Here is a 22,672-nt window from a genome sequence, read left to right as displayed (position 1 = left end):
CGCCTCCTGCCGTTGATCCAGTCGCGGCCAGCATAGCGCTGCGTGCCTGACCGGCCTTGATCTGGATCAGCTGCGCGTCACAGCAGCGCGAACACCATCGCCAGGATCGCCACGATCGACACCAGCCAGACCAGGCTGCGCACATAGGGCACGCCGGCTGCGTACAGCGGCAGGTAGACAACGCGTGCCCAGAAGTAGACCTGCGCCGCCAGCGCGGTGGTGTCGCTGCCACGCCCGGCCAGCACCACCGCAATCGCAGCGGCGGCGAAGAACGGGAAGGTCTCGAAGAAGTTGGATTGCGCCCGCTGCAGTCGCCCCGCAAGTGGACTCAGCGGCTTGGACGAGTCGTCTCGTGCGGAGGCATTCCATTTCATCCCGCGCTCGCGGGTGACCACGGTGGAGGCGGCAAAGATGTAGACGAAACCCAGCAGCATCGCCCACGCCAGCATCGTCAGTTCGGTAGCCATCTTCGATCTCCGTCAGGGGCTGGAGGCGCGCAGGCTGTATCCGGCCAAGCGCCAGGTCTGGTCTTCGTCGAAGCGGAACGACACCAGCTCGCGTACCGGCTGCGCGCTGTTGGCGAAACGGGTCGGGAAGCTGACGTTGATGTACAGGCCCTCGGGCACGGCAGCACCTGCAGCGTATTTCACGCGGGTGATGGTCGGCTGGCCACGCCCGGCCAGCGCGCCAAGACGCGTGCGGTCTGCCGCAAGCTGGCTGACGAAGGCCGCCTTGGGCACTGCGCGGCGGGCAACCGCCGAGGCGCCGTCCCACAACTCACCGGCCCGATTGGCGTCGACCAGTTGCGCGGCCTTCAATGCGGCACTGCCCATCTCCGCGTCCTGTTTCTGCACCTGCGCCTGCTGGGCCGGGCTCAGCGCCGGCGTGGCAGCGGTCGCCGGCTTCGCGGCCGTCGGTGCGCTCGGCGCGGGGCGAGCCGGGGCCGGTGCGGGCGTGGCCGGCGCCGGCGTTTGCGCCAGTGCAGCCAGGGGCAACAGGGACAGCAGCAGGAGCACGCGCTTCATGGACACCGCCGGTTCGATGGAAAGAACCGCAGTCTACGCCAGCGCAGTGAGTGGACCGTCAGCGCGCCTGGACGCTGCCTTCCACCGCGCCCGCCTCGGCCTGCGCCGCCGGTGCCGCCGATGCCGCGGGCAGCTGCTCGGCCACCGGCGGCTGCTCCGGCGGTGCCGGGGGCAGCGTAGCCACGTCGATCTCCGACAGCGGGCTTTCCTCCGGGCACACCGGGTCGGGGAAGCCGAAGCGCTGCTTCAGCGACTGGCCACAGCTGTTGATCGATTCCATGTCGGCACCGTCGCGCTTGCACTGCTGGTCGAACGCCACCAGGAACGCATCCTTGCGCTGCACGAAGTCGTCGCCGCAGGTACGCATCTGCTTGATCCGCTCCAGGTCGTCCTGCACGGCGTTGGTCCCGTCCAGGCCGTACTGGCGAAGCTCTTCGGCAGTCAGCAGGCGCAGGCTGCGGTTGGGCACGGTCATCATCAGGTCGGCCACACCCACCGCCACACCATTGCGCTGCAGATAATCCTTCACGTTGTCATAGACCTCGTGCAGCTCGCGGTTGAGTTCCGCGCGCGAAGTGGCCTTGGAACTGATGCGCATCATGCGGTGGATGCCGACCTTGCCGGTCAACAACCGGTTGTCGCCGGCAGCCAGCACGAACACGCAGGCGCTGTGGCAGATCGAGCCCTCGCGCACCCAGATGGTCCAGCCGGATTCGCCGATGCTGTCGCCGGCAACGATGGCCGATTCCACCTGGCCACCGCTGGAATCCAGATCCAGGATGCGCTTGTGGATCTGCAGCTCGTCGGCGACCACGGCCAGCCGCCACATCATCTCGGCAAACCCGGGGTTGATCTTGCCGTTGTAGCGCACGCGCAGCAGGCCACGCTCGGCGCACGGCGCCAGCGCCTGCTTCAGCTGTTCGCGCTGCAGGCCTTCCAGTTCAATGCCATCGCCGCCGTCGCCGGCGTAATCGGTGGTGCAGCTGACCCAGGCCTTGCCGTTTTCCAGCTGCGCCTGCGGCCAGGGCCGATCAGCCCGGCTGCGCGCCTGTGCCGGTGGTGGCGGCGCATCGGCGGCATTGATCGACACCATGTTTTCACCATCACTGGCCGGGGCCCGCGTGGCCTTGTCGGCCGCGGTGACGTTGCCCGGGTTCTCCAACTGGCTGCAGCCCGCCAGGACCAGGCACAACAGGGGCAACCAGCGGAGTTTGGCGGACATCGGGCAACCGGATTCAGACAGGCAAGAACCACAGTCTACCCGTCCACGACGCGCATTCAGCGCCCTCCACTGAACCTGTTCTGACCCTCACGCACCGTCATTTCCCATTCCAGTGTCTTCCCCCTTCCCATCCACGCATGGCGTGGATCTACATGTCGACCAAGGTCGACACCCACCAACAGCAGCGGGAACCTGTCGAAGGCGGGGTGGGTCCGGTTGCAGGGGTGTCCGCGGCATGGATGCCGCGGCCAAGCTTACAGGGACGTACTTGCAGCGTCCCCTGCAACCGGACCCACCCCGCCATCCCACGGATAGCCCGCTGTTGCCGTTGCCGTTGCCGTTGCCTCTGCGGGTGCCGGGCGCAGCCCGGCCAGGCCCCTCCAGCATCCATGTCCGAATATGGCGAGTACTACCGCCCGCAGGCGCCTAGACTGGCGCCATGGATACCGCACTCGCCCTCGACACTGCCGCCTGCGATCGCGCCCGCCTGGCCCGTGATGCACGCTTCGACGGCGTGTTCTTCACCGCCGTGCGCAGCACCGGCATCTACTGCCGGCCGGTGTGCCCGGCGCCACCACCGAAGCCGCGCAACATCACCTATTTCCCCACGGCAGCGGCCGCTGCGTCCGCCGGCTATCGCCCCTGCCTGCGCTGTCGCCCCGAGCTGGCCCCGCTGGCACAACAGGCGCTGGCCGGACAGGCCGTGCAGCGTGCCCTGGCGCTGATCCATGCTGGCTTCCTGCAGGACCAGCCGGTGGCCGAGCTGGCGGGAAAGATCGGCCTCAGCGCACGCCAGCTGCAACGCCTGTTCGTCGAACGGCTGGGCGCAACGCCAGGGCAGATCCACGCGACCCATCGCCTGCTGCTGGCCAAGCAGCTGCTGACCGAAACCACGCTGCCGGTGACCGACGTGGCACTGGCCGCTGGTTACAACAGCCTGCGCCGCTTCAATACGGCATTCCTGCAGGGCTGCGGCATGGCGCCTACCGTACTGCGCCGCCAACACCATCCCCTGGCCGCCGACGATGGCGGGCTGGTACTGCGCCTGGGCTATCGACCGCCGCTGGATTTCCCCCGCATGCTGGCCTTCCTGCGCAAGCGCAGCCTGCCCGGCATCGAACTGATCGGTGAAGACAGTTACCAGCGCGTGCTGGGCACAGCCGAGCGCCCCGCCCTGCTGCGCGTCACCGCCGACCCGAAGCGGCCCGAGCTGCGCCTGCAACTGGGCGCGGTCGACCCACGCCTGATTCCGGACATCGTGCGCCGCGTGCGCCGTGTGTTCGACCTGGACGCCGACCTGCAGCAGGTGCACGCCGCGCTGGGCGACGAACCTCTGTTGGCGCGCGGCATCGCCGAGCGTCCCGGCCTGCGCGTGCCAGGCGGATGGGACGGCTTCGAGGTGGGCGTGCGCGCGGTACTGGGCCAGCAGGTCAGCGTGGCCGCGGCCACCACGTTCGCGCGCCGGCTGGTCGATGCCTACGGTGCGCACCTGCCCGGCATGCCGTCCGAATTCGACCGTCAGTTTCCAGCGCCGGACGTACTGGCCGACGCGCCGCTGGAATCGATCGGCCTGCCACGCAGCCGCGCCGCCACCGTGCGCGCCCTCGCCGCAGCCTGCGCCAGCGGCCAGCTGGACTTCGGGCCGGGGCAGGCACTGGAGGAATTCGTCGCCCGCTGCGTGGCCCTGCCCGGCATCGGCCCGTGGACGGCGCAGTACATTGCCCTGCGCGGGCTCGGCCAGCCTGATGCCTTCCCCGCCGGTGACCTGGTGCTGCAGCAGGTGCTGGGCCACGCACAGGGCCAGCGCCTCAGCGAACGTGCCACCGAGGCCCGTTCGCAATCATGGCGACCATGGCGCGCCTATGCCGTGCTGCATCTGTGGCACCTGTCCGGCACTTTCGTTGGAGAACCCTCATGAACCTCTTGTTCGATCGCTTCGATACACCGATTGGTGAACTGACCATCGCCGGGGATGAGAATGGCCTGGCCCACGTTCTGTTCCCGGAAAACCGCCATCCTGCGCGCGGCCGCGAGCACTGGCATTACGCGCCCGGCGCATTGCCGGAGGCGCGCGAACAGTTGCTGCAGTACCTGCACGGTGAGCGCAGCGGTTTCGACCTGGCGCTGGCACCGCATGGCACGCCGTTCCAACTGCGCGTCTGGCACGCGCTGGCGTTGATTCCCTTCGGCCAGACCTGGAGCTACCTGCAGCTGGCGCAGCAGTTGGGTCAGCCGACGGCGACCCGTGCGGTCGGCGCGGCCAATGGCCGCAATCCGTTGCCGATCGTGCTGCCGTGCCATCGCGTGATCGGCAGCAACGGTACGTTGACCGGCTTCGGTGGCGGCCTGGAAACCAAGGCAGCGTTGTTGCGGCTGGAGCAGCGACAGGCACCGCTGTTTGCATGAGGGTTGGAGGCAGGGCTGCGCCCTGCACCCGCTACAAGCCAGAGCAACATCAACGTCAACATCAACGTCCAAAGCGGGCTATCCGTGGGTGGTCGGGGCGGTGTCGGATTGCGGGGTCGCCGCAAGTACGTCCTTGTAGGCTTGGCCGCGGCATCCATGCCGCGGACACCCCGCAATCCGACACCGCCCCGCCTTCGACAGGTTCCCGGTGACGGTTTGATTCGTTCCGGTAGATCCACGCCATGCGTGGATGGAAGCATCCGTAATCTGTCTGGAGAAGAGCCCCCTTGTTGTTCAAGGGGGCGCGCCAAAGGCGCGGGGATACGGTGAAATGCGTGGACACGCCAGCGCGCCACAGGCGCGATGGCGTGTCTTGGGTACGTCATTGCTGCGGATTATCATGACCGGATGACTTCCGTACGCCTGACCTGCACGCTGGCGCTGCTGCTGCCCCTGGCCGCATGCACCACCACGCCTTCGCCTTCGACAACCATCGCTGCACCTGCTGCGGAGGCGAATACGCCGCCCGCCAGCCCGCCGAAGCTGCTGCTGATCTCCATCGACGGCCTGCGCGCCGATGCGTTGGATCGCGGCCTCACCCCGAACCTTCAGCGGATCATCGATGGGGGCGTGCGTGCGCGCTGGATGACGCCCTCCTATCCCTCGCTCACCTTCCCCAACCACTACACACTGGTCACCGGCCTGCGTCCGGACCACCACGGCATCATCAACAACAGCATGGACGATGCCGCGCTCGGTCGCTTCGCGCTGCACGACCGCACTGCGGTGACCACCAGCGGATGGTGGGGCGGCGAACCGATCTGGGTCGGTGCCGAGAAGGTCGGTGTGCGCACCGCCACCACCTCATGGCCGGGCAGCGAAGCCGAGATCCAGGGCACACGGCCCAGCCAGTGGCGCATTTACGATGCCAAGGAACCGCTGGAGCAGCGTGCGCAGACGGTGCTCGACTGGCTGTCGCAGACCGATGCCGATGCGCCGCGCCTGACCACGCTGTACATGGAGCACGTGGACAAGGCCGGCCACAACTTTGGCCCCGAATCCAGGCAGTACACCGAGGCCATCGTGCATGCCGACCGGATCATCGGCCAGGTGCTCGATGGCCTGCAGCAGCACGGCTTGTCCGACAGCACCAACGTGATCGTGGTCTCCGATCACGGCATGGCGTCGGTGCCGGAGGGCCAGGTGATCGCCCTCGAATCAATGGTTGACCCTGCCATCGCGCGCAACGTCAGCGCAGGCCAGTCGGTCGGCTTCACGCCGGAGGTGGGACGCGAAGCAGAGGCCGAGCGTGCCCTGCTCGGTCGCCACGCACACTACGAATGCTGGAAGAAGGAGAATCTGCCGGCGCGCTGGCATTACGGCACCCATCCGCGCGTGCCGGCCATCATCTGCCAGATGGATGAAGGCTGGGACGCGCTGACGCGCGAGAAGATCGCCAAGCGCGAGCACGCCGATCGCGGCTCACATGGCTACGACAACGCGTTGCCGTCGATGCGCGCGGTGTTCGTCGCCCGTGGCCCTTCATTCCGGCAAGGCCTGGTGATCGACGGTTTCGACAATGTCGACGTCTACCCGCTGCTGGCGCACCTGCTGCAGGTGCCGGAAGCGGCCAACGATGGCAACGCGCAGACGCTGCAGAAAACCCTGCGCTGATCGCGGCGCCATGCCCTGGCCATGGTCAAAAAAAAACGCGGCGCCGAGCGCCGCGTTTTTCTTTGGACCGGTCGGTCGGCGGATCAGCCGGCCTTGGCAACTGCCTTCTTGGCCACAGCCTTCTTCGCCGGAGCCTTGGCCACGGTCTTCTTGGCAACCGGGGCGGCGGCGCCTACGGCGACCTTGCTCGCGGTGTGCGAACGGGCGTTGCCGTAGCTGGCGTTGTAGCGCTTGCCCTTGGCGGTCTTGCGGTCACCCTTACCCATGTCTTCAACTCCTCAAATGTGAAATCTGGTTACCCCGTACTGACACGGGTTCGGCGGGGCCGCCTTGCTGGGCGCCCCCGCGCACGATCGGAAAGCCTACCACGGAGCGCCTAGTGCGCGCAGCTGGCGTCATGCACGTGGCCGTGGTTCAAGCGCAGATTGACCAGGTGCGCGATGCCGACCAGCAGGCCGCCCAGGGTCATCACCACCGCGTGCGGCACCGCGTTGTGGTGCAGCGGGTCGTACAGCACGCCGGCCCACAACGCGACCAGGCCGGGAATCAGGAATGCCAGCGCACGCAGCGCGCCGTGCCGCCGGTAACCCCAGACCAGGCTGAACAAGCCCAGCAGGGTCACGAACACCACCAGCGCCTTCTCCACGCCATCACTGAGCCAGAAGGACAGGCCAAGCGAGGGGGCAGCGGCCAGCAGCAGCGGAATGACCGCGCAGTGCACCGCGCACAGCATCGAACCGGTGGCGCCGAAGCGATCGAGCAGGTGGCGCAGGCGTGAGGGCAAGGGCATGACTTCCAGCAGGGCGGCGAATCGTTATGGAATAATATAACATCGTTTCCCGACCCGCACGGTTCCCCTCCCCCTGTCCCGCCGACGGGGTTCGTGCGCCACCCGATTGATACAATGTAACAAAGGACCGCCCATGCCCTCCCGTCACCCTCGCCTCAAGCCTCATTCCCTGGCCCTGGCGCTTGCTGCGCTGCTGCCCTCCGTCGCCTTTGCGGCCTCCGACGATGATTCGCATCGTGACCGCCACCTGACCGAGCTGTCCTCGGTGCAGGTCACGGCATCGCCGCTGCAGGGTGATGCCGAATCGCTGGCGCGCCCGGTCGAAGTGCTGGCCGGTGAGCGCCTGGACGAGCAGAAGGCCGGCACCCTCGGTGACACCGTCGCCAAGCTGCCCGGCGTGCAGAGCACCTTCTTCGGCCCCGGCGTCGGCCGCCCGATCATCCGTGGCCAGGAAGGTCCGCGCGTGGCCGTGCTGTCCAACGGCATGGGCAACATGGACGCCTCCACCGTCAGCGCCGACCATGCCACCAGCATCGAGCCGTTCCTGGCCGACCAGATCGAAGTGCTGAAAGGCCCGGCTACCCTGCTGTTCGGCAGCGGCGCGATCGGCGGTGCGGTGAACGTGGTCGATGGGCGCATTGCGCGCGAACTGCCGGATCGTCCGCTCAGCGGCCGTGCCGAGCTGCGTGGCAATTCGGTCAACGACGAACGCAGCGGCATGTTCCGCCTGGACGGCGTGAGCGGCAATGTCGTGCTGCACGTGGATGGCCTGGTGCGCAATGGCGATGATTTCCGCATTCCGGGCTACGCGGTGATCGACGGCCTGGAAGACCACCACGATGACCACGACCACGCGGGCGAGGAAGGCGAAGAGCCGCGTCGCGGCCGCCTGGACAACAGTTCCATCCGCACCCGCGCCGGTGGCGTCGGCGCCACCTGGCTGGGCGAAGGCGGCTACTTCGGCGCCTCGGCCAGCACCTACCGCACCAACTACGGCATCCCCAACGGCGCCCACGTGCATGCCGACGGCGATGGCCACGACCATGATCACGACCACGACTATGGCGAGGAGGAGGAAGGTGAAGAGCACGACGTGCGCATCGACATGGTGCAGAACCGTTTCGAGACCAAGGCCGGCATCTACAACCCGGTATCGTTCCTGAAGAACGTCAACGCGCGCGTGGCCTACACCGACTACGAACACGTGGAGCTGGAAGCCGGCACGCCGTCCACCCGCTTCACCAACCGCGGCATCGAAGGCCGCCTGGAAGCGGTGCAGCAGCAGATCGGCGGCTGGGACGGCGCCTTCGGCCTGCAGTTCGGCAACAGCGATTTCGGCGCCAAGGGCGAAGAAGCGTTCGTGCCCGATACCGGAACCAAGAACATCGGCCTGTTCGTTCTGCAGGAAAAGCAGTTCGGCCCGTTCAAGCTGGAACTGGGCGGTCGCCACGACCAGGTCAAGCTGGACCCGACCGGCGACTACCGCCGCCGCAAGTTCGACGCCACCAACCTGTCGGCCGCCGGTATCTGGAAGCTCAACGATGCGGTCGACCTGCGCATCGGCGTGGACAGCTCCGAGCGTGCACCGACCAATGAGGAGCTGTACGCCGCCGGCGCGCACATCGCCACCCGTTCGCTGGAAATCGGTGATGCCAACCTGAAGACCGAGCGCGGCCAACGCATCGAACTGGGCATCCACACCCACAGCGAGCGCCTGGACTTCTCTGCCGCGATCTACCAGACCAGGTTCAAGGACTTCATCTACCTGGCCGACACCGGCATCACCGAGAGCCTGCCGGTGCGCACCTGGACCCAGCAGGACGCGGTGTTCAAGGGCGCCGAAGCCGAAGCGCTGGTGCACCTGTTCGAAGGCGGCGCCGGCGATTGGGACCTGCGCGTGTTCGGCGACTACGTGCAGGCCAAGCTGGACGGCAACGGCAGCCGCACCCTGGACATCGCCGTGCCGCACGGTGACCACAACCACAACTACAGCGTGGAACTGGCCAACACCGGTTACCTGCCGCGCATCGCCCCGGCCCGTGTCGGCGCCGACCTGCGCTGGGCGAAGGATGGCTGGCGTGCCTCGGTGGGCGCGGTGCGTTACAGCCGGCAGAAGGACGTTGCGCAGAACGAGGAGCCGAGCAACGGCTACACCCTGGTCGATGCGCACCTGGCCTACCGCTGGGACCGCAGCGACAGCAACAGCTACGAGTTGTTCCTGGATGGCAGCAACCTGACCAACCGCGAAGTGCGTCCGCATACCTCGCTGCTGAAGGATTACTCGCCGCTGCCGGGTCGTGGTGTCGCCTTCGGGATCCGCGCGTTCTTCTGATGAGGCATCCACGCATGGCGTGGATCTACTGAAGTGCATCCACCCATGGCGTGGATCTACTGACGTGCATCCACGCATGGTGTGGATCTACTGACTTTGACGGCGGCATGCTGTCGTTCTCTCCCGGGGGGCCAGGTTGGCCCCCCGTCTTTTTTGATGACCTCGATCGACCCTCACGCATCCGTCACAAAGATGTGCGTACGACAACAAGCGGACAATCCCGTCGCCATTCGTCTCTCGCCATCCGGACATTTGTGTCCGAAAATGAAGCCATGACCACCCAACGTGCCGATGCCGCTGCCCGCCGAGCCCTCATCCTCGATGCTGCCGACCATGTGTTCGGCCAACACGGCGTCACCGCGCCGCTGGACCTGGTGGTCGAGCGTGCCGAAGTCGGCCGCGCCACCCTGTATCGGAATTTTCCTGACCGCACCGCGCTGATCCAGGCGCTGCTGCAGCGCACGGTCGACCGCATCCGCCGCCAGGTCGAGCAGCTTGGCGACCGCGACGACGCCCTGTTCGAGGTGTTCGAAGGCATGGCCCAGCGCATCGTCGATTCGCCGGCACTGGCCGATTACTGGCGCGCGGTCGATTCGGACGTGCCGGCCATGCGCACCGCACGCGAGACCGTGCGCGACCTGCTGGAAGCCCCCATCGCCCGCGCCAAGGCCGCTGGCCTGTGCCGGCCCGACCTGGAAAAGACGGATATTTCACTGATCTCGGGCATGCTGGGGGCGGCCCTGCGCGGCAAGACCCGCGATGAGCGCGCCCAGCTGGCCGGGCGTGCCCTGCAGCTGCTGCGCGGGGGACTCCAGGGAGCAGCCAGCGGGGAACGCTGATGGTGCAGCCGTACCTCAAGCCGGTTCCGGATTGGGAGGAGCACGAGAAGCCGACCATGCCTGGTTCGGCGTCGATGCCCTGGCACCCGCCTTATCGGCGTGCAGCCTATGCACTGGTGTCGCTGCTGGTGGCCATCACCGGTGGCCTCGGCAATGCGCTGGTAACGGCCAACCTGCCCTTCCTGCAGGGGCAACTGGCGCTCACCCCCACCCAGGGCAGCTGGCTGGTGGCTGCCTACGCCATGGTCAACGTGACCGCCAACCTGCTGGCCTTCAAGTTCCGCCAGCAATACGGCATCCGCCTGTTTGCCGAGATCGGCCTGGGGCTGTATGCGGCGCTGGCGGTGCTGCACCTGTTCGTCGGCAGTTTCGAGACCACCATGCTGACCCGCGCCGCCAGCGGTTTCGCCGGCGCGGCCTGTTCGACGCTGGGGACGCTGTACATGCTGCAGGCGCTGCCGCGGCGATTCACCGGCAACCTGCTGGTGATCGGCGTCGGCCTGTCGCAGCTGGCGGTGCCGATTGCCTGGATCGTCTCGCCCGGCCTGGTCGATACCGGCCAATGGCACCAGCTGTATTCGTTCGAAGCAGGGCTGGCGCTGTGCGCGTTTGCCGCCGTGGTCGTGCTGAAGCTGCCGCCGGGCATCCAGGTCAAGGCCTTCGAACCGCTGGATTTCCTCACCTTCGCCCTGCTCGCGCCTGCCGTCGCCCTGCTGGTGGTGGTGCTGGCCCAGGGCTACACGCGCTGGTGGTTGAACACGCCGTGGCTGGGCTGGGCGCTGATCGCCTCCATCGTGCTGACCACCACCGCACTGATCATCGAACACTACCGGCGCAACCCGCTGCTGCAGATCCGTTGGCTGTCGACCCTGCCGGTGATGCACTTCATCGTCGGCGCCTTCCTGATCCGCTTCCTGACCACTGAACAGTCCTACGGCGTGGTCAACCTGATGCGCACGCTGGGCATGGGACCGGACCAGATGCGGCCGCTGTTCGTGGTGATCCTGGCCGGCGTGGTCACCGGCATCGCCGGTGCGTCACTGACCTTCGGCCCGAAGCGCCTGATTGCGCAGTTGCTGATGGCGATCCTGCTGCTGGGTGCCGCCGCGTTCTTCGACCAGCACCGCACCAGCCTGGATCGCCCGCATGACTTCTACATCAGCCAGTTCCTGGCGTCGGTGGGCGCCGGCATGTTCATGGGCCCGCTGATCATGCTTGGCATTTCCGCCGCGTTGAAACAAGGCGTGGACCACATGATCACCTTCCTGGTGACATTGTCGATCACGCAGACGCTGGGCGGACTGGCCGGCTCGGCCGTGCTGGGAACGTTCCAGCTGCATCGCGAGCAGCTGTATTCCAGCGCGCTGACGAGCCAGCTCGATCCAGCCGACCCGGTGGTGGCACAGCGCCTGCGCATCCAGCAACAGCTGTACGCAGCGCAGATCACCGACCCGGTGCTGCGCAGTGCCCAGGGCAGCGCGCAGCTGGCGCAGACCACCCGCCGCGAAGCCAACGTGCGAGGGTTCAACGATGTGTTCACCCTGAGCGGCTGGCTGGCAATCGGTTTCCTGTGCTGGTTGCTGCTGCTGTCGCTGCGTACCGCCGTACGCAAACAATGGCGCAAGCGCCATCCTTCCTCCCCCGCTGCGGCTGCGACCGCGGCACCGCGCTGAGTCCACCGTCATGCCTCCCGTCCCGCCCCGTCCAGACGACACCGACGCTGCCGAGAACGTCACCCCGCCGCCGCCCACCGATGCGGCACCGGCGGCGACGCCTGCCGCGCCCGCCGCCGCGCCGAAGTACCTCAAGCCGAGTTCGCGCAGCGTGGTGGTGATGGTGGTGGTGGCCCTGCTGGGCATCGCGCTGATCCTGCGCGCCTGGCACCTGTGGCCGTTCACCAGCAGCGTGATGGTGACCGACAACGCCTACGTACGCGGGCAGATCACGGTGATGGCGCCGCAGGTGAACGGCTATGTGACCGACGTGCTGGTGAAGGACTTCCAGCACGTGAAGCAGGGCGAGCCGCTGCTGCGCATCGACGACCGCATCTACGCGCAGCGGGTGGCGCAGGCGCAGGCCACGTTGGACAGCGCGCGCGCGGCCCTGGCCAATTCGGACCAGTCGCAGGCGCAGAACCGCGCGCAGATTGCTGCGGCGCGGGCCACGCTGTCGGCCGGCCAGGCCGAGCTGCAGCGCTCGCGCAACGAGGCCAAGCGCTACGAGGAACTGGCGGCGCAGCAGCTGGTGTCCATCAACGACCGCGACAAGTTCCGCACCAGCCAGGCCTCGGCGCAGGCCAGCGTGCAGCAGTCGCAGGCGCAGATCCGCATCGCCGAAGAAACCCTGGTCTCGACCCAGGTCTCGCGCAAGAGCCTGGAAGCGCAGGTGGAAAGCGCGCAGGCACAGCTTGAGCTGGCCCGCATCGACCTGGCCAATACGGTGATCCATGCGCCGCGCGATGGGCAGATCAGCGAGGCCAGCGTGCGCGTGGGGCAGTACGTGGCGGCCGGTTCGCAGCTGCTGTTTCTGGTGCCCGACACATTGTGGGTGGTGGCCAACTACAAGGAAGGCCAGACCTGGCAGATGAAGATCGGGCAGCCCGCCTCGTTCTCGGTGGATGCGTTCCAGGGCCAGGTGCTGCGCGGACGCGTGGAACAGATCGCGCCGGCCACCGGATCGGAGTTCAGCGTGCTGCGCCCGGACAATGCCAGCGGCAATTTCACCAAGGTGGTCCAGCGGCTGCCGGTGCGTATCTCGATCAACGGGGACCAGGAACTGGCGGCGCGGTTGCGGCCGGGCATGTCGGTGATCGTGCGGGTGGATACCGCGTCCAAGCCGATGGACTAGGGCGCCGGCCCGGTGGAGTCGAGCCGTGGCCGGCTACATTGTTGTGAAATGGGGTCAGATCCCGAGGAAGCCGGCCAGCGGCCGGCACTACCCTCGCATCAACCTGCGCAGCGGGCGCAGAGTCCGTGTACTTCCAATGTCTGTGCCTGCGGTTGGAAGCCGAGCTCCTTGGCCCGCTTTTCGAGCTGGGTCACGATCTCGCGGTCTTCCAGTTCCACCGCGCTGTGGCAGCTGTTGCAGATCAGGAACGGCACCGAATGGGCCGCACTGCTGGGGTGGTGGCAGGCCACGAAGGCATTGACCGATTCCAGCTTGTGCACGAAGCCATTGGCCATGAGGAAGTCGAGCGCGCGGTACACGGTGGGCGGGGCGTCAGCGCCCACACCCTTGCCGTTGCGCACCCACTCCAGCAGCTCGTAGGCCTTGACCGGCTTGCCGGCCTCGGCGATCAGCTTGAGCACGTTGGCGCGGATGGGGGTAAGGCGCAGCCCGCGCTCGCGCGAGACACGCTCGACCACCGCCACGAAATCCGAAGCGTCGTGGACATGGTGGTGCGGGGCCGTACAGGCGGTTTTGGCGGACATGCGCGTTCTCCAGTTCGGGCGTGGGCCGCAGGGCTCAGGCCGTTGCTACCTTGGTGATGGCCACATCGATGCGTTTCAAGGCCTGCTCGCGGCCGGCCAGGTACACGGTATGGGAAATGTCAGGGCTGACCTGGGTGCCGGTGATGGCCACGCGCAGCGGCTGGGCGACCTTGCCCATGCCCATTTCCAGCGCGGCGGCTGCATCGTGCAGGGCCACGCCAACGGCTTCGGCGGTCCACTCCGGCAGGGCTGCCAGCAGCTCGCGGGCCTTGCCCAGCGGCAGTTCCGCACCGGCCTTGAAGTGCTTGGCCACGGCCGCTTCATCGTATTCGTTCAGCGGCTGGTACCAGACCACGGCCTTCTCGGCCATTTCCTTCAGGGTCTGCACGCGCTCGCGCAGGGCGATCACCACGTCCACCGGCGCCGGGCCAGCGGCCACATCCAGGCCCAGCTTCTGCAGCTGGTAGACCAGGTGCGGCACGATCGCGGCCGGCTCCTCGGTCTTCAGGAAGTGCTGGTTGACCCAGCCCAGCTTGGCCATGTCCAGGCGCGAGGCCTTGGAATTGCAGTCCTTCACATCGAACAGGTCGATCAGTTCCTGGCGGCTGAACAGTTCCTGGTCACCGTGCGACCAGCCCAGACGGGCCAGATAGCTCAGCAGTGCATCAGGCAGGTAGCCGGCGTCCTTGTACTGCATCACGTCGGCCGCGCCGGTACGCTTGGACAGCTTGGCGCCCTGCTCGTCCAGGATCATCGGCATGTGGCCGAACTTCGGCACCGGTGCGCCGATGCCTTCGTACAGGTTGATCTGGCGCGGGGTGTTGTTGATGTGGTCGTCGCCACGGATGACTTCGGAGATCTTCATGTCCCAGTCGTCCACCACCACCGCGAAGTTGTAGGTGGGGTAGCCGTCCGGACGGAAGATGACCATGTCATCCAGCTCGCTGTTGGCGATCTCGATGCGGCCCTTGATCAGATCATCGAACACCACCGTGCCTTCAAGCGGGTTCTTGAAGCGGATGACGCGGTTCGGGTCGTCCCTGTACGGCAGGCCCTGCTCGCGGGCAGCGCCGTTGTAACGCGGCTTTTCCTGCCTGGCCATCGCGGCCTCGCGCATGGCGTCCAGCTCTTCGCGGGTCTCGTAGGCGTAGTACGCCTTGCCGTCGGCGATCAATTGCTCGGCCACTTCCTTGTACCGGGCGACGCGCTCGGTCTGGTAGAACGGGCCTTCGTCGTAGTCCAGGCCCAGCCACTCCATCGCCTCCAGGATCGCATCGATCGCACCCTGGGTGCTGCGTTCACGGTCGGTGTCCTCGATGCGCAGCACGAACTCGCCGCCACGATGGCGGGCCTCCAGCCAGCAGTACAGCGCGGTGCGGGCGCCACCGATATGCAGGTAGCCGGTGGGACTGGGGGCGAAGCGGGTGCGGCAGGTCATGGAGGGCTCGAGGAACGGGTATCCCCCGATTTTACCAGCCCTCCGCCCCCTGCGGAAAAAGGGGACGGAGGGGATCAAGTCGCTATTGCCGCGCTCCCGGGAGAACGCCGATGCAGCGGAGGGGAAATACCACTTGATCCCCTCCGTCCCATTTTCAGGGCTCGGGCTTGCGCGGGAACGGCTGCTCGCGCATGGCAGCGTGGTAGGCGAAGGAGGCGACGATGGCGGCGGCCTGCTTCAGGTCTTCCGGTTCGGCGTGGTCCCAGGTGTCCAGGTGGCTGTGGTGGACGTTGCTGAAATAGTCCAGCTTGTCCTGGATGAACTGGAAGCCCGGCAGGCCGATGCGGTCGAAGCTGATGTGGTCGGTGCTGCCGGTGTTGCGGGTGGCCACGGTGGTTGCACCCACGTCATGGAACGGGGCGAGCCAGGCTTCGAAGATCGGCATCGCCGCCAGGTTTTCCTGTGCGTAGATGCCACGGAAGCGGCCCGAGCCGTTGTCCATGTTGAAGTAGACCTGGAACTTGCCGTAGTCGCGGGTCTTCTGCAGGGCACCGGTCGGTTCACGCAGCGAGGCCGGCAGCGCCTTCTGCGCCGGGTCGGTGGGCTCGGGGAATCGACCGAAGTGCTTGGCCACGTACGCCTGCGAACCGATCAGTCCCTGTTCCTCGCCACTCCACAGCGCAACCCGGATGGTGCGCTTGGGCTTGGCGCCGCTGGCCTTGAGGATGCGCATGGCCTCCATCATCACCGCCACGCCGGCGGCGTTGTCGGCCGCGCCGGTGCCGCTGTGCCAGGAATCCAGGTGCGCGCCGATCATCACCACCTCGTCCGGCCTGCTGCTGCCACGGATCTCGGCCAGGGTGTTGTAGCCGGGCTGGTCGGCCTCGTCGGTGAAGCGTGCGGCCACATCCACGCGCAAGCGCACGCTCTGCTTGGCTTCCAGCGCGCGTACCAGCGGATTGAAGTGCTCGGCGATCATCGCCAGTTCGGGAATGCCGACCGCTTCACCGGCCTTGCGCGAGCCGCCACCGGCCACGCGGATGATGCCGTTGTCCCAGCTGCTGATGCTGATCGAGGCCAGCGCGCCTTCTTCAACGAAGAATGCGTTGACCTTCGCCGCCAGCGCCTGCTTCTCCTGGTATTCCTTCACCCGCTTGGCGCGGTCGGCGGCCACGTCCTTGTCCTTGGGCAGGGTGAATTCCTGCAGGCCTTCCAGCGAGGTGGCGTCGTGCCGGTGCGAATCGGCGTCCGTGCCGCGCTTGTATTCGCGTGCCTCGCCCAGCAGCAGGATCTTTCCACGCAGCTTGCCGCGATATTTCTCGATGTCCTCGGGCTTCTTGATGTCCACCTGCAGCAGGTCGCCCTCGACCGGGCCGTTGGTGCCCGGCGTCCACGCCTTGGGCAGCGCATGCAGTGGCTGCACGCGATCGCCCAGCATCTCGACGCTGGCCGACGTGAATTCCCAGCCACGGCCGAATTCGTCGAAGGCTTCGTCATGGACATTGTCCAGCTTCCATTCGCTGAACTTGCCGCGGGTCCAGGCGTTGGCACGCCCCATCGCCGGCGAATTGGTCAGGCGCGGCCCGATGCGTTCGGTGAGGTAGCTGAAGGTATCCATCACCTGCGACTTGTGGAACGCCTGCTGGCGGATCTTGCCGACCATGTCCAGGTCCACCGGCTCGCGCTGCTGCGCCACCGCATTGCCACCCATCGCCAGCGCTACTGCCAGCACGCCCCACTTCAGCCCGCTCCACGTCAACACGCCGCACCCCTGCCCTTCGGCTCGATCATCATCCGCTCGAGTCTAGCCAGCCGGGGCGCCCGGCCCCCGTCCCATCGGTCATGGGCATCTGCTAGATCCACGCCATGCCTGGATGGCGCCTTCCCACCGAAGAGCGGTGCGGACCAAGGTCCGCACCCACCAGAGGCCCCGTAGAACCACGCCACGCGTGGATGGGCCTTCCGCTGTCACCCCTTCCACCCCAGCCACAGCTGCGCGCGTTCGGGCAACAGCAGCAGCCAGTGTCGCTGGTCGATGCTGCTGCAACCAAACACCGCCGCATGTTCCGGCCAGTCTGCCGGCAGCCCGTCGATGCCGATCTCCGACAACGCCGCCGCCCCGGCCTTCCATGGCCGGTAACGGGGCACCTTGCCGGCGAGCGCGCCGCGTCCGTGCCGCGCCTCCCGCAACCAGTCCAGCCCGCGCCGCTGCAATCCTTCGCAGGTGATGGCGGCCAGCTGGAAGCGGACCAGGCCGGGCGCGATCCGTGCCCCCGGCAAGGCCGCCAGTACCCCATGGGCCTGCAGCAGTGCATCCACCTCCAACAGCGCGGGAATGCCCTGTCGTGCCCGTTGCTGCAATCCTTGGCGCCAGCCCATGGCGTGCTCCTTACTTCTGTTCGGCCAGGGCGTACCAGTCAACCCGACGGGTCACCCACATCGCCAGCGCGAGGATCACGAACAGCAGCAGCGAGCCCATCAGCAGTGCATTGTTTTCCGAGACCAGCAGCCCATACAGCGCGCCGTACAGCACCGTCAGCATCGCGGCGAAGCCCAGGCCCCGCTTCCAGTGACCCAGCACATTGGCCAGGTACACCGCCTGCAGGCTGATGCAGGCCAGCGCGGAAACCAGGTAGGCCTGCCAGAAGGCGATGTGCTCGGACAGGCTGATCAGCAGCAGGAAGAAGATCGCCAGCGCCAACCCGACCATCAGGTACTGCAGCGGGTGGATGCGCAGCGACTTGATCAGTTCGAACAGGATGAAACCAACGAAGGTCAGCACCACGAACAGCACGCCGTACTTGGAAGCGCGGTCGGCCTGGGTATAGGTATCGACCGGGTCGACCAGCGAAACCTGCACCGCCTGCGCATCCAGGTCATCGCCCTCGCGCAGTCGCTGCTGTGCGTCCGATGCCAGCGAGGACACGGCCCAGCGTGCATCGAAGCCCTGCGCATCCACACGCCGCTCGTTCGGCAGGAACGCACCGGCAAACGACGGGTGCGGCCAGCTTGACCGCAGCGCGATCTGGTTGTCATCGCCCACCGGCACCACCGACAGCGAGCGGCTGCCATCGAGCTGCAGTTCCAGTTCCACGCTGCTGGCCGCCAGGGTGCCTCCGGTGCGGGCGATGCCGGCGATCGGTGCATGCAGCCCACGGCCCAGTGCGGATGCGCCGGCCACGCCCGGCAGCAGCTTGACCTGCTGTCCATCAACCCGCAGGTTCGGCGTACCAACCAGGCCACGCGCATCGGACACGCCCAGCGCGATGTAGGCCTCGCCATAGGTCATGCCATCGTGCTCCGGGTAGTCGTCCTCGCTGAAGGTCGCCTTGAGCTGGCCATTCCAGCTGTACACCGGCACCTTGAACAGGCCGACCGAGCGCTGGCTGGGCAGCAGCTCGCCACTGATCTGCAGGGTGGCCGGCGGCTGCAACCAGTAACCCTGGGTGGTCTGCAGCTCGGTCTTCTTGTTGCCCTGCGCATCGACCACTTCCACCTGCTCGCGCTTGGACCACGGCACCACGCGCACCGGCCCGACCACGCGCTGGGTACCGGCACGGCTTTCGGCCACCCGCGAGTAGGCCTCTTCGCGATAGGCGCTGCGCTCGGTGATGACGCTGCGGATCAGGAACAGCGGGATCAGCAGCAGCAGGATCAGGCCGCCGACAATGGCGAACCGCAGCAGCATCTTCAGGGATTTCATCGTCCGTCCTCGTTGGAGAGGACTGCAGGATGGACGGCTGCGGTGAGCAGGGTTTGTGGCGAATTTGAAGTGGGTGTGAAGTCAGCGCCGCAGACGCTGGCCCGGTATCGCCAGCGGCAGCCACAGGCTGGCCACGGTGCCGCCGCCTTCGCGCGGCTGCAGGCTGGCGCGGCCGTCATGCAGGCGCACCACTTCCTGCACGAAGGGCAGGCCGAGGCCGGAACTGCGGCGGCCGGTGCCGGGTCGGGCCAGCGAATAGAAGCGCTCGAACACGCGCTCGCGTGCGTAGTCGGGAATGCCCGCGCCACGGTCGGCAACCTGCAGGCGTACGCCCTGCCCGTCCAGCTGGGCATCCAGTTGCACCTGTGCCCCGGGCGGCGAGAACGCAATGGCGTTGTCGATCAGGTTGTGCAGCGCTTGCCGCAGCAGATAGCCATCGCCCTGCACGCGCAGGTCGGGGACCTGCTCGATATGCAGCTGGACACCTGCGGCCTGCGCGCGCACCTGCGCCGCCGCCGCGGCTTCCTGCAGCAGCACCGGCAAGGCGATCGGATCACGGGTCTGCAACCAGCCGTGCTGCTCGACCTCGGCCAGCGCCAGCAGCTTGTCGATGGTTTCTGTGAGCCGTTCCTGCTGGTCGACGATGCTGCGTGCGAAATGCGCACGGTCGGCGTCGGCCATCGGCTCCTGCAGCAGTTCGGCGGCACCGCGGATCGCCGCCAACGGGCTTTTCATCTCGTGGGTCAGCGATTGCACGTACTGCTCGACGTACGCCTTGCCTTCCAGCTTTCGCCGCATGGTCTCCAGCGCCTGGCCAAGATCGCCGATCTCGTCGCTGCGCCGCTTCGGCGGCGGCACCGGTTCACCGGCGCTGACCGCGCGCGCATAGCGGCTGAGCTGGCCCAGGCCGTTGGTCAGCCACATCGTCACCAGCACGCCCACCAGCGCCGACAGACCGATCAGCCACGCACCGCGCTCGATGATGGCGCGCTGGCTGGCGGCGATGAACGGATCGATGCTGCGGTTGGGCTGGGCCAGGCTGAGCACGCCGATCAGCGTGCTGCCGTCGACCGGGTCGTACACCGGCGCGGCCACGTGCATCACCGTGTTGCTGTCATCGCCCGGCGTTTCCGGGCTGGAGCGCGCACCGTATTCGCCGCGCAGGGTGCGGTAGACATCGTTCCAGCGCGAATTGTCGCGGCCCACGTCGCGGCCCAGCGAATCGTAGATCACGATGCCCTTGGCGTCGGTGATCGTCACCCGGTAGTCCAGCGCACGCTTGGGGAAGCGCCAGACCATCGCCTTCAGGTCGCGCTGCCGGGCCTTGGCCAGGTTGCGGGTGAAGGTGCCGTTGCGGATGGTGCCGGCCTTGACGTCGGCGGCGGCCATTTCCGCCAGCACGTTGGCCGCATCCACCAGGGTCGATTCCATCGCCTGGCGCACGCCCGGCTTCACTTCGTTGACGAACACGCGCATCACGAAGAACGCAGCGATGCCAACGATCAGGAAGAACCCCAGGAACAGTTTCAGGACCAGACGCACGCGTCAGACCTCCAGGGCGTAGCCGAGGCCGCGATGGGTGCGGATCGGCTCACCGCTGGCGCCGGCCGCACGCAGCTTGGCGCGCAGCGTCTTGACGTGGGTGTCGACGGTGCGGTCGGCGCTGTCGGCGGCGCTGTCCCAGCCACGGTCCATCAACTGGGCACGGCTGAGGATCGCGCCGGGGCGCTGCAGCAGCGCCTCCAGCAACGCATATTCGTAGCGGGTCAGGTCCAGCGCTTGGCCCTGGAAGCGGATGCGGCGGCCATCGCGATCGATGGCGAAGGCACCGTGCTCCTGCCAGCCGGCCTCGGCGGACGGGGCCACCGCAGCGGGCGTGGCACGCCGCAGCCGGGCACGCACCCGCGCCACCAGCTCGCGCGGCGAGAACGGCTTGGCCATGTAGTCGTCCGCCCCCAGCTCCAGGCCCAGTACGCGGTCGAGTTCGTCGTTGCGGGCGGTCAGGAAGATCACCGGCACCTGCGCCACCGGCCCCGGCAGGGCCCGCAGCCGGCGGCAGACCTCGAAACCACTGAGGTCCGGCAAGCCGACATCCAGCACCACCAGGTCGATATCGCCGGCCTGCAGCTGCTGCAGCGCCTGCCCGCCCAGCAGGCAATGGCTGGCGGCGTAGCCTTCGCTGCGCAGCGCATAGAGCACGGTTTCGGCGATGGCCGCTTCGTCTTCGACCACCAGGACATGGGTAACAGGGGCTGTCATGGCGCGCAGCATAGCCGCTGCGGCCCTTGCCCCGTACACTGCCGCCCATGAACTATCGCCACGCCTTCCACGCCGGCAACCACGCCGATGTCCTCAAGCACATCGTGCAGCTGGCCCTGATCGACAGCTTCAAGCGCAAGGACAGCCCGTTCTTCGTGCTCGACACCCACGGCGGTGCCGGCCGTTACCTGCTGGCCAGCGAAGAAAGCCGCAAGACCCTGGAAGTCGAATCCGGGGTCATGCGGCTGATGGCCCAGCCCAAGCTGCCGGAGGTGGTCGAGCGCTACCTCAAGGCGGTGCAGGCCGACAATCCGGTCGGCGCGATGATCGCCTACCCCGGCTCGCCGCTGCTCACCGCGCAGGCCATGCGCCCGCAGGACCGCATGGCGGTGTGCGAGCTGCAGGAGGATGAGGCCGCTTCGCTGAAGACCCTGTTCGCCCATGACAGCCGCGTCGGCGTGCACCCCGGTGACGGCTATGCGCTGCTGCGCTCGCTGCTGCCGCCCAAGGCCAACGGTGCCAAGATCGGCCGCGGCCTGGTCCTGATCGACCCGCCCTACGAAGCCCAGGACGCCGAGTACCAGGCGATCCTTGCCGCGCTGGCCGAGACCCTGGCGCGCTGGCCGCAGGCCACCTGTGCGGTCTGGTTCCCGATCAAGCAGCGCCGCACCATCCTGCATTTCCTGCGCAAGGCCACCGCACTGCCGGTGAAGTCGGCGATGACCATCGAGTTCCTGGTCCGCCCGGACGACTCCCCGCTGCGCCTCAACGGCAGCGGCATGCTGGTGCTCAATGCCCCCTGGCAGTTCGACCGCGTGGTCGGCCCGGCCCTGCCGGCCCTGCGCCAGCATCTGGGCGAACCCGGTGCCAGCACCCGCCTGGACTGGCTGAAGACGGCCGAATAGGGGCCTTCACGAGGCTGTACGACCGTGAGCCTTTCGTTCACGGAATGCAGCCCCGGTGATGACACAATCGATGGACCACCAAGGAATCACCCGGTATGGCCACTCGCAACCGCATGCCGCCCTGGCATGAGATCTTCAAGGCTCCCAGCGGCCACGAGCTGCTGATCCGCCCCATCCGCCCCGAAGATGGCGCGCCGCTGCAGGCCGCCTTCAGCCTGTTCGGGCCGGAAGAAATCCGCGACCGTTTCCTGCAATCGGTGACCGAGCTGTCACCGGAAACCACCCAGCGCCTGACCCATCCCAACCCGAAGACCGAGATCACCCTGGTCGCCGCCGAGTCGCTGCCGGCCGGTGAGGCCGTGGTCGGCGCGGTGGCCCGTGCCTCGATCATCCCCGGTACCCGGGAAGCCGAGTACGCGATCCTGATCAGCCGCTTCCTGATCGGCCAGGGCCTGGGCCGCCAGCTGATGCGCAAGCTGGTGAAATGGGGCCGCGGCAAGTACCTGGACCGCCTGTATGGCGATGTCGCCGCCGAGAACGAGCCGATGAAGCAGCTGGCCGCCTCGCTGGGCTTCAAGCCGGTCCCCCATCCGAACGGGGCCGAAGGCCTGGTGCGGATGGTGCTGGAACTGGACAACTGACGGCAGC

General features: G+C 67.3%; 21 protein-coding genes. 9 read left to right on the top strand and 12 right to left on the bottom strand.

The window, feature by feature from the left end; genetic code table 11:
- Positions 1–77 precede the first annotated feature (77 nt).
- Genes CR918_RS04810 through CR918_RS04800 form a run of 3 tightly spaced genes read right to left on the bottom strand, consistent with a single transcriptional unit; the run spans position 78 to position 2,247 of the window.
- Positions 78–467: an MAPEG family protein gene (locus CR918_RS04810; protein ID WP_025877726.1), complete on the bottom strand. Its 390-nt coding sequence runs from the start codon at positions 465–467 to the stop codon at positions 78–80.
- 12 nt (positions 468–479) lie between these two features.
- Entirely contained in the window at positions 480–1,025 is a 546-nt protein-coding gene (locus CR918_RS04805; protein WP_025877727.1) for a DUF4019 domain-containing protein, read from the bottom strand.
- Positions 1,026–1,083: 58 nt separating this feature from the next.
- On the bottom strand, positions 1,084–2,247 hold the full coding sequence (locus CR918_RS04800) for a COG3904 family protein (protein ID WP_099783349.1): 1,164 nt from the start codon (positions 2,245–2,247) through the stop codon (positions 1,084–1,086).
- Between the two features lie 439 nt (positions 2,248–2,686).
- On the opposite strand from CR918_RS04800, the gene CR918_RS04790 reads away from it, so the two are divergent.
- From CR918_RS04790 to CR918_RS04780, 3 genes are all read left to right on the top strand, one after another.
- The gene (locus CR918_RS04790; protein WP_025877730.1) at positions 2,687–4,165 is read left to right on the top strand and encodes a DNA-3-methyladenine glycosylase 2 family protein; all 1,479 of its coding nucleotides are present in this window, start codon (positions 2,687–2,689) and stop codon (positions 4,163–4,165) included.
- Positions 4,162–4,653, top strand: a complete 492-nt coding sequence (locus CR918_RS04785; RefSeq protein WP_025877732.1) for a methylated-DNA--[protein]-cysteine S-methyltransferase — start codon at positions 4,162–4,164, stop codon at positions 4,651–4,653. The genes CR918_RS04790 and CR918_RS04785 overlap by 4 nt, the downstream gene beginning before the upstream one ends.
- 408 nt (positions 4,654–5,061) lie before the next feature.
- A complete protein-coding gene (locus tag CR918_RS04780) occupies positions 5,062–6,327 on the top strand; it encodes an alkaline phosphatase family protein (RefSeq protein WP_099842175.1) in 1,266 nt (421 codons plus the stop codon).
- A gap of 83 nt (positions 6,328–6,410) precedes the next feature.
- On the opposite strand, the gene CR918_RS04775 is transcribed toward CR918_RS04780, so the two are convergent.
- Positions 6,411–6,593, bottom strand: coding sequence for a 30S ribosomal protein THX (locus CR918_RS04775; RefSeq protein ID WP_025879339.1), 183 nt, complete (start codon positions 6,591–6,593; stop codon positions 6,411–6,413).
- 110 nt (positions 6,594–6,703) lie between these two features.
- Positions 6,704–7,117 carry a MerC domain-containing protein gene (locus tag CR918_RS04770; RefSeq protein WP_025879338.1) on the bottom strand — a complete coding sequence of 138 codons (414 nt, stop codon included), beginning with the start codon at positions 7,115–7,117 and terminating at the stop codon, positions 6,704–6,706.
- Between the two features lie 133 nt (positions 7,118–7,250).
- Here CR918_RS04770 and CR918_RS04765 point away from each other — a divergent pair, with 133 nt between their 5' ends.
- From CR918_RS04765 to CR918_RS04750, 4 genes are all read left to right on the top strand, one after another.
- Positions 7,251–9,449, top strand: coding sequence for a TonB-dependent receptor (locus tag CR918_RS04765; RefSeq protein WP_099842174.1), 2,199 nt, complete (start codon positions 7,251–7,253; stop codon positions 9,447–9,449).
- Between the two features lie 272 nt (positions 9,450–9,721).
- Positions 9,722–10,288: a TetR/AcrR family transcriptional regulator gene (locus CR918_RS04760; protein ID WP_025879336.1), complete on the top strand. Its 567-nt coding sequence runs from the start codon at positions 9,722–9,724 to the stop codon at positions 10,286–10,288.
- Positions 10,288–11,961: an MFS transporter gene (locus CR918_RS04755; RefSeq protein WP_025879335.1), complete on the top strand. Its 1,674-nt coding sequence runs from the start codon at positions 10,288–10,290 to the stop codon at positions 11,959–11,961. The genes CR918_RS04760 and CR918_RS04755 overlap by 1 nt, the downstream gene beginning before the upstream one ends.
- 10 nt (positions 11,962–11,971) lie before the next feature.
- Positions 11,972–13,135: an HlyD family secretion protein gene (locus CR918_RS04750; protein WP_099842173.1), complete on the top strand. Its 1,164-nt coding sequence runs from the start codon at positions 11,972–11,974 to the stop codon at positions 13,133–13,135.
- 98 nt (positions 13,136–13,233) lie between these two features.
- Here the strand turns inward: CR918_RS04750 and CR918_RS04745 are convergent, their stop codons facing one another.
- The 7 genes from CR918_RS04745 to creB form a co-directional block, all read right to left on the bottom strand.
- Positions 13,234–13,719, bottom strand: a complete 486-nt coding sequence (locus CR918_RS04745) for a Fur family transcriptional regulator (RefSeq protein WP_025879333.1) — start codon at positions 13,717–13,719, stop codon at positions 13,234–13,236.
- Positions 13,720–13,753: 34 nt separating this feature from the next.
- On the bottom strand, positions 13,754–15,157 hold the full coding sequence (gene gltX, locus CR918_RS04740; protein WP_033830686.1) for a glutamate--tRNA ligase: 1,404 nt from the start codon (positions 15,155–15,157) through the stop codon (positions 13,754–13,756).
- Between the two features lie 154 nt (positions 15,158–15,311).
- Positions 15,312–16,868, bottom strand: coding sequence for a M28 family metallopeptidase (locus tag CR918_RS04735; protein WP_051562478.1), 1,557 nt, complete (start codon positions 16,866–16,868; stop codon positions 15,312–15,314).
- Between the two features lie 257 nt (positions 16,869–17,125).
- Positions 17,126–17,536, bottom strand: coding sequence for a hypothetical protein (locus tag CR918_RS04730; RefSeq protein WP_099783339.1), 411 nt, complete (start codon positions 17,534–17,536; stop codon positions 17,126–17,128).
- A 10-nt stretch (positions 17,537–17,546) separates the two neighbouring features.
- Positions 17,547–18,860: a cell envelope integrity protein CreD gene (gene creD / locus CR918_RS04725; RefSeq protein ID WP_025879329.1), complete on the bottom strand. Its 1,314-nt coding sequence runs from the start codon at positions 18,858–18,860 to the stop codon at positions 17,547–17,549.
- Positions 18,861–18,941: 81 nt separating this feature from the next.
- Positions 18,942–20,402, bottom strand: a complete 1,461-nt coding sequence (gene creC / locus CR918_RS04720; protein ID WP_099842172.1) for a two-component system sensor histidine kinase CreC — start codon at positions 20,400–20,402, stop codon at positions 18,942–18,944.
- A 3-nt stretch (positions 20,403–20,405) separates the two neighbouring features.
- The gene (creB, locus tag CR918_RS04715; RefSeq protein WP_099842171.1) at positions 20,406–21,131 is read right to left on the bottom strand and encodes a two-component system response regulator CreB; all 726 of its coding nucleotides are present in this window, start codon (positions 21,129–21,131) and stop codon (positions 20,406–20,408) included.
- A gap of 35 nt (positions 21,132–21,166) precedes the next feature.
- Here creB and CR918_RS04710 point away from each other — a divergent pair, with 35 nt between their 5' ends.
- Both CR918_RS04710 and CR918_RS04705 read left to right on the top strand, forming a co-directional pair.
- The gene (locus CR918_RS04710) at positions 21,167–22,024 is read left to right on the top strand and encodes a 23S rRNA (adenine(2030)-N(6))-methyltransferase RlmJ (protein ID WP_099842170.1); all 858 of its coding nucleotides are present in this window, start codon (positions 21,167–21,169) and stop codon (positions 22,022–22,024) included.
- Between the two features lie 95 nt (positions 22,025–22,119).
- Complete coding sequence (locus CR918_RS04705; protein ID WP_025879325.1) at positions 22,120–22,665, top strand: GNAT family N-acetyltransferase; 546 nt, start codon at positions 22,120–22,122, stop codon at positions 22,663–22,665.
- Positions 22,666–22,672: the final 7 nt, after the last annotated feature.

Origin of the sequence: Stenotrophomonas indicatrix (assembly GCF_002750975.1) — a bacterium.
Lineage (GTDB): Bacteria > Pseudomonadota > Gammaproteobacteria > Xanthomonadales > Xanthomonadaceae > Stenotrophomonas > Stenotrophomonas indicatrix.
The sequence above is the reverse complement of the archived record's forward strand: the minus strand, read 5'-3'. Positions and strand labels throughout refer to the sequence as shown.

Excerpts from the sequence above, each read along its gene's own strand:
- CR918_RS04810 (WP_025877726.1), bottom strand. The coding sequence starts at position 467 with ATGGCTACCGAACTGACGATGCTGGCGTGGGCGATGCTGCTGGGTTTC.
- CR918_RS04805 (WP_025877727.1), bottom strand. The coding sequence starts at position 1,025 with ATGAAGCGCGTGCTCCTGCTGCTGTCCCTGTTGCCCCTGGCTGCACTG.
- CR918_RS04800 (WP_099783349.1), bottom strand. The coding sequence starts at position 2,247 with ATGTCCGCCAAACTCCGCTGGTTGCCCCTGTTGTGCCTGGTCCTGGCG.
- CR918_RS04790 (WP_025877730.1), top strand. The coding sequence starts at position 2,687 with ATGGATACCGCACTCGCCCTCGACACTGCCGCCTGCGATCGCGCCCGC.
- CR918_RS04785 (WP_025877732.1), top strand. The coding sequence starts at position 4,162 with ATGAACCTCTTGTTCGATCGCTTCGATACACCGATTGGTGAACTGACC.
- CR918_RS04780 (WP_099842175.1), top strand. The coding sequence starts at position 5,062 with ATGACTTCCGTACGCCTGACCTGCACGCTGGCGCTGCTGCTGCCCCTG.
- CR918_RS04775 (WP_025879339.1), bottom strand. The coding sequence starts at position 6,593 with ATGGGTAAGGGTGACCGCAAGACCGCCAAGGGCAAGCGCTACAACGCC.
- CR918_RS04770 (WP_025879338.1), bottom strand. The coding sequence starts at position 7,117 with ATGCCCTTGCCCTCACGCCTGCGCCACCTGCTCGATCGCTTCGGCGCC.
- CR918_RS04765 (WP_099842174.1), top strand. The coding sequence starts at position 7,251 with ATGCCCTCCCGTCACCCTCGCCTCAAGCCTCATTCCCTGGCCCTGGCG.
- CR918_RS04760 (WP_025879336.1), top strand. The coding sequence starts at position 9,722 with ATGACCACCCAACGTGCCGATGCCGCTGCCCGCCGAGCCCTCATCCTC.
- CR918_RS04755 (WP_025879335.1), top strand. The coding sequence starts at position 10,288 with ATGGTGCAGCCGTACCTCAAGCCGGTTCCGGATTGGGAGGAGCACGAG.
- CR918_RS04750 (WP_099842173.1), top strand. The coding sequence starts at position 11,972 with ATGCCTCCCGTCCCGCCCCGTCCAGACGACACCGACGCTGCCGAGAAC.
- CR918_RS04745 (WP_025879333.1), bottom strand. The coding sequence starts at position 13,719 with ATGTCCGCCAAAACCGCCTGTACGGCCCCGCACCACCATGTCCACGAC.
- gltX (WP_033830686.1), bottom strand. The coding sequence starts at position 15,157 with ATGACCTGCCGCACCCGCTTCGCCCCCAGTCCCACCGGCTACCTGCAT.
- CR918_RS04735 (WP_051562478.1), bottom strand. The coding sequence starts at position 16,868 with ATGGGTGGCAATGCGGTGGCGCAGCAGCGCGAGCCGGTGGACCTGGAC.
- CR918_RS04730 (WP_099783339.1), bottom strand. The coding sequence starts at position 17,536 with ATGGGCTGGCGCCAAGGATTGCAGCAACGGGCACGACAGGGCATTCCC.
- creD (WP_025879329.1), bottom strand. The coding sequence starts at position 18,860 with ATGAAATCCCTGAAGATGCTGCTGCGGTTCGCCATTGTCGGCGGCCTG.
- creB (WP_099842171.1), bottom strand. The coding sequence starts at position 21,131 with ATGCTGCGCGCCATGACAGCCCCTGTTACCCATGTCCTGGTGGTCGAA.
- CR918_RS04710 (WP_099842170.1), top strand. The coding sequence starts at position 21,167 with ATGAACTATCGCCACGCCTTCCACGCCGGCAACCACGCCGATGTCCTC.
- CR918_RS04705 (WP_025879325.1), top strand. The coding sequence starts at position 22,120 with ATGGCCACTCGCAACCGCATGCCGCCCTGGCATGAGATCTTCAAGGCT.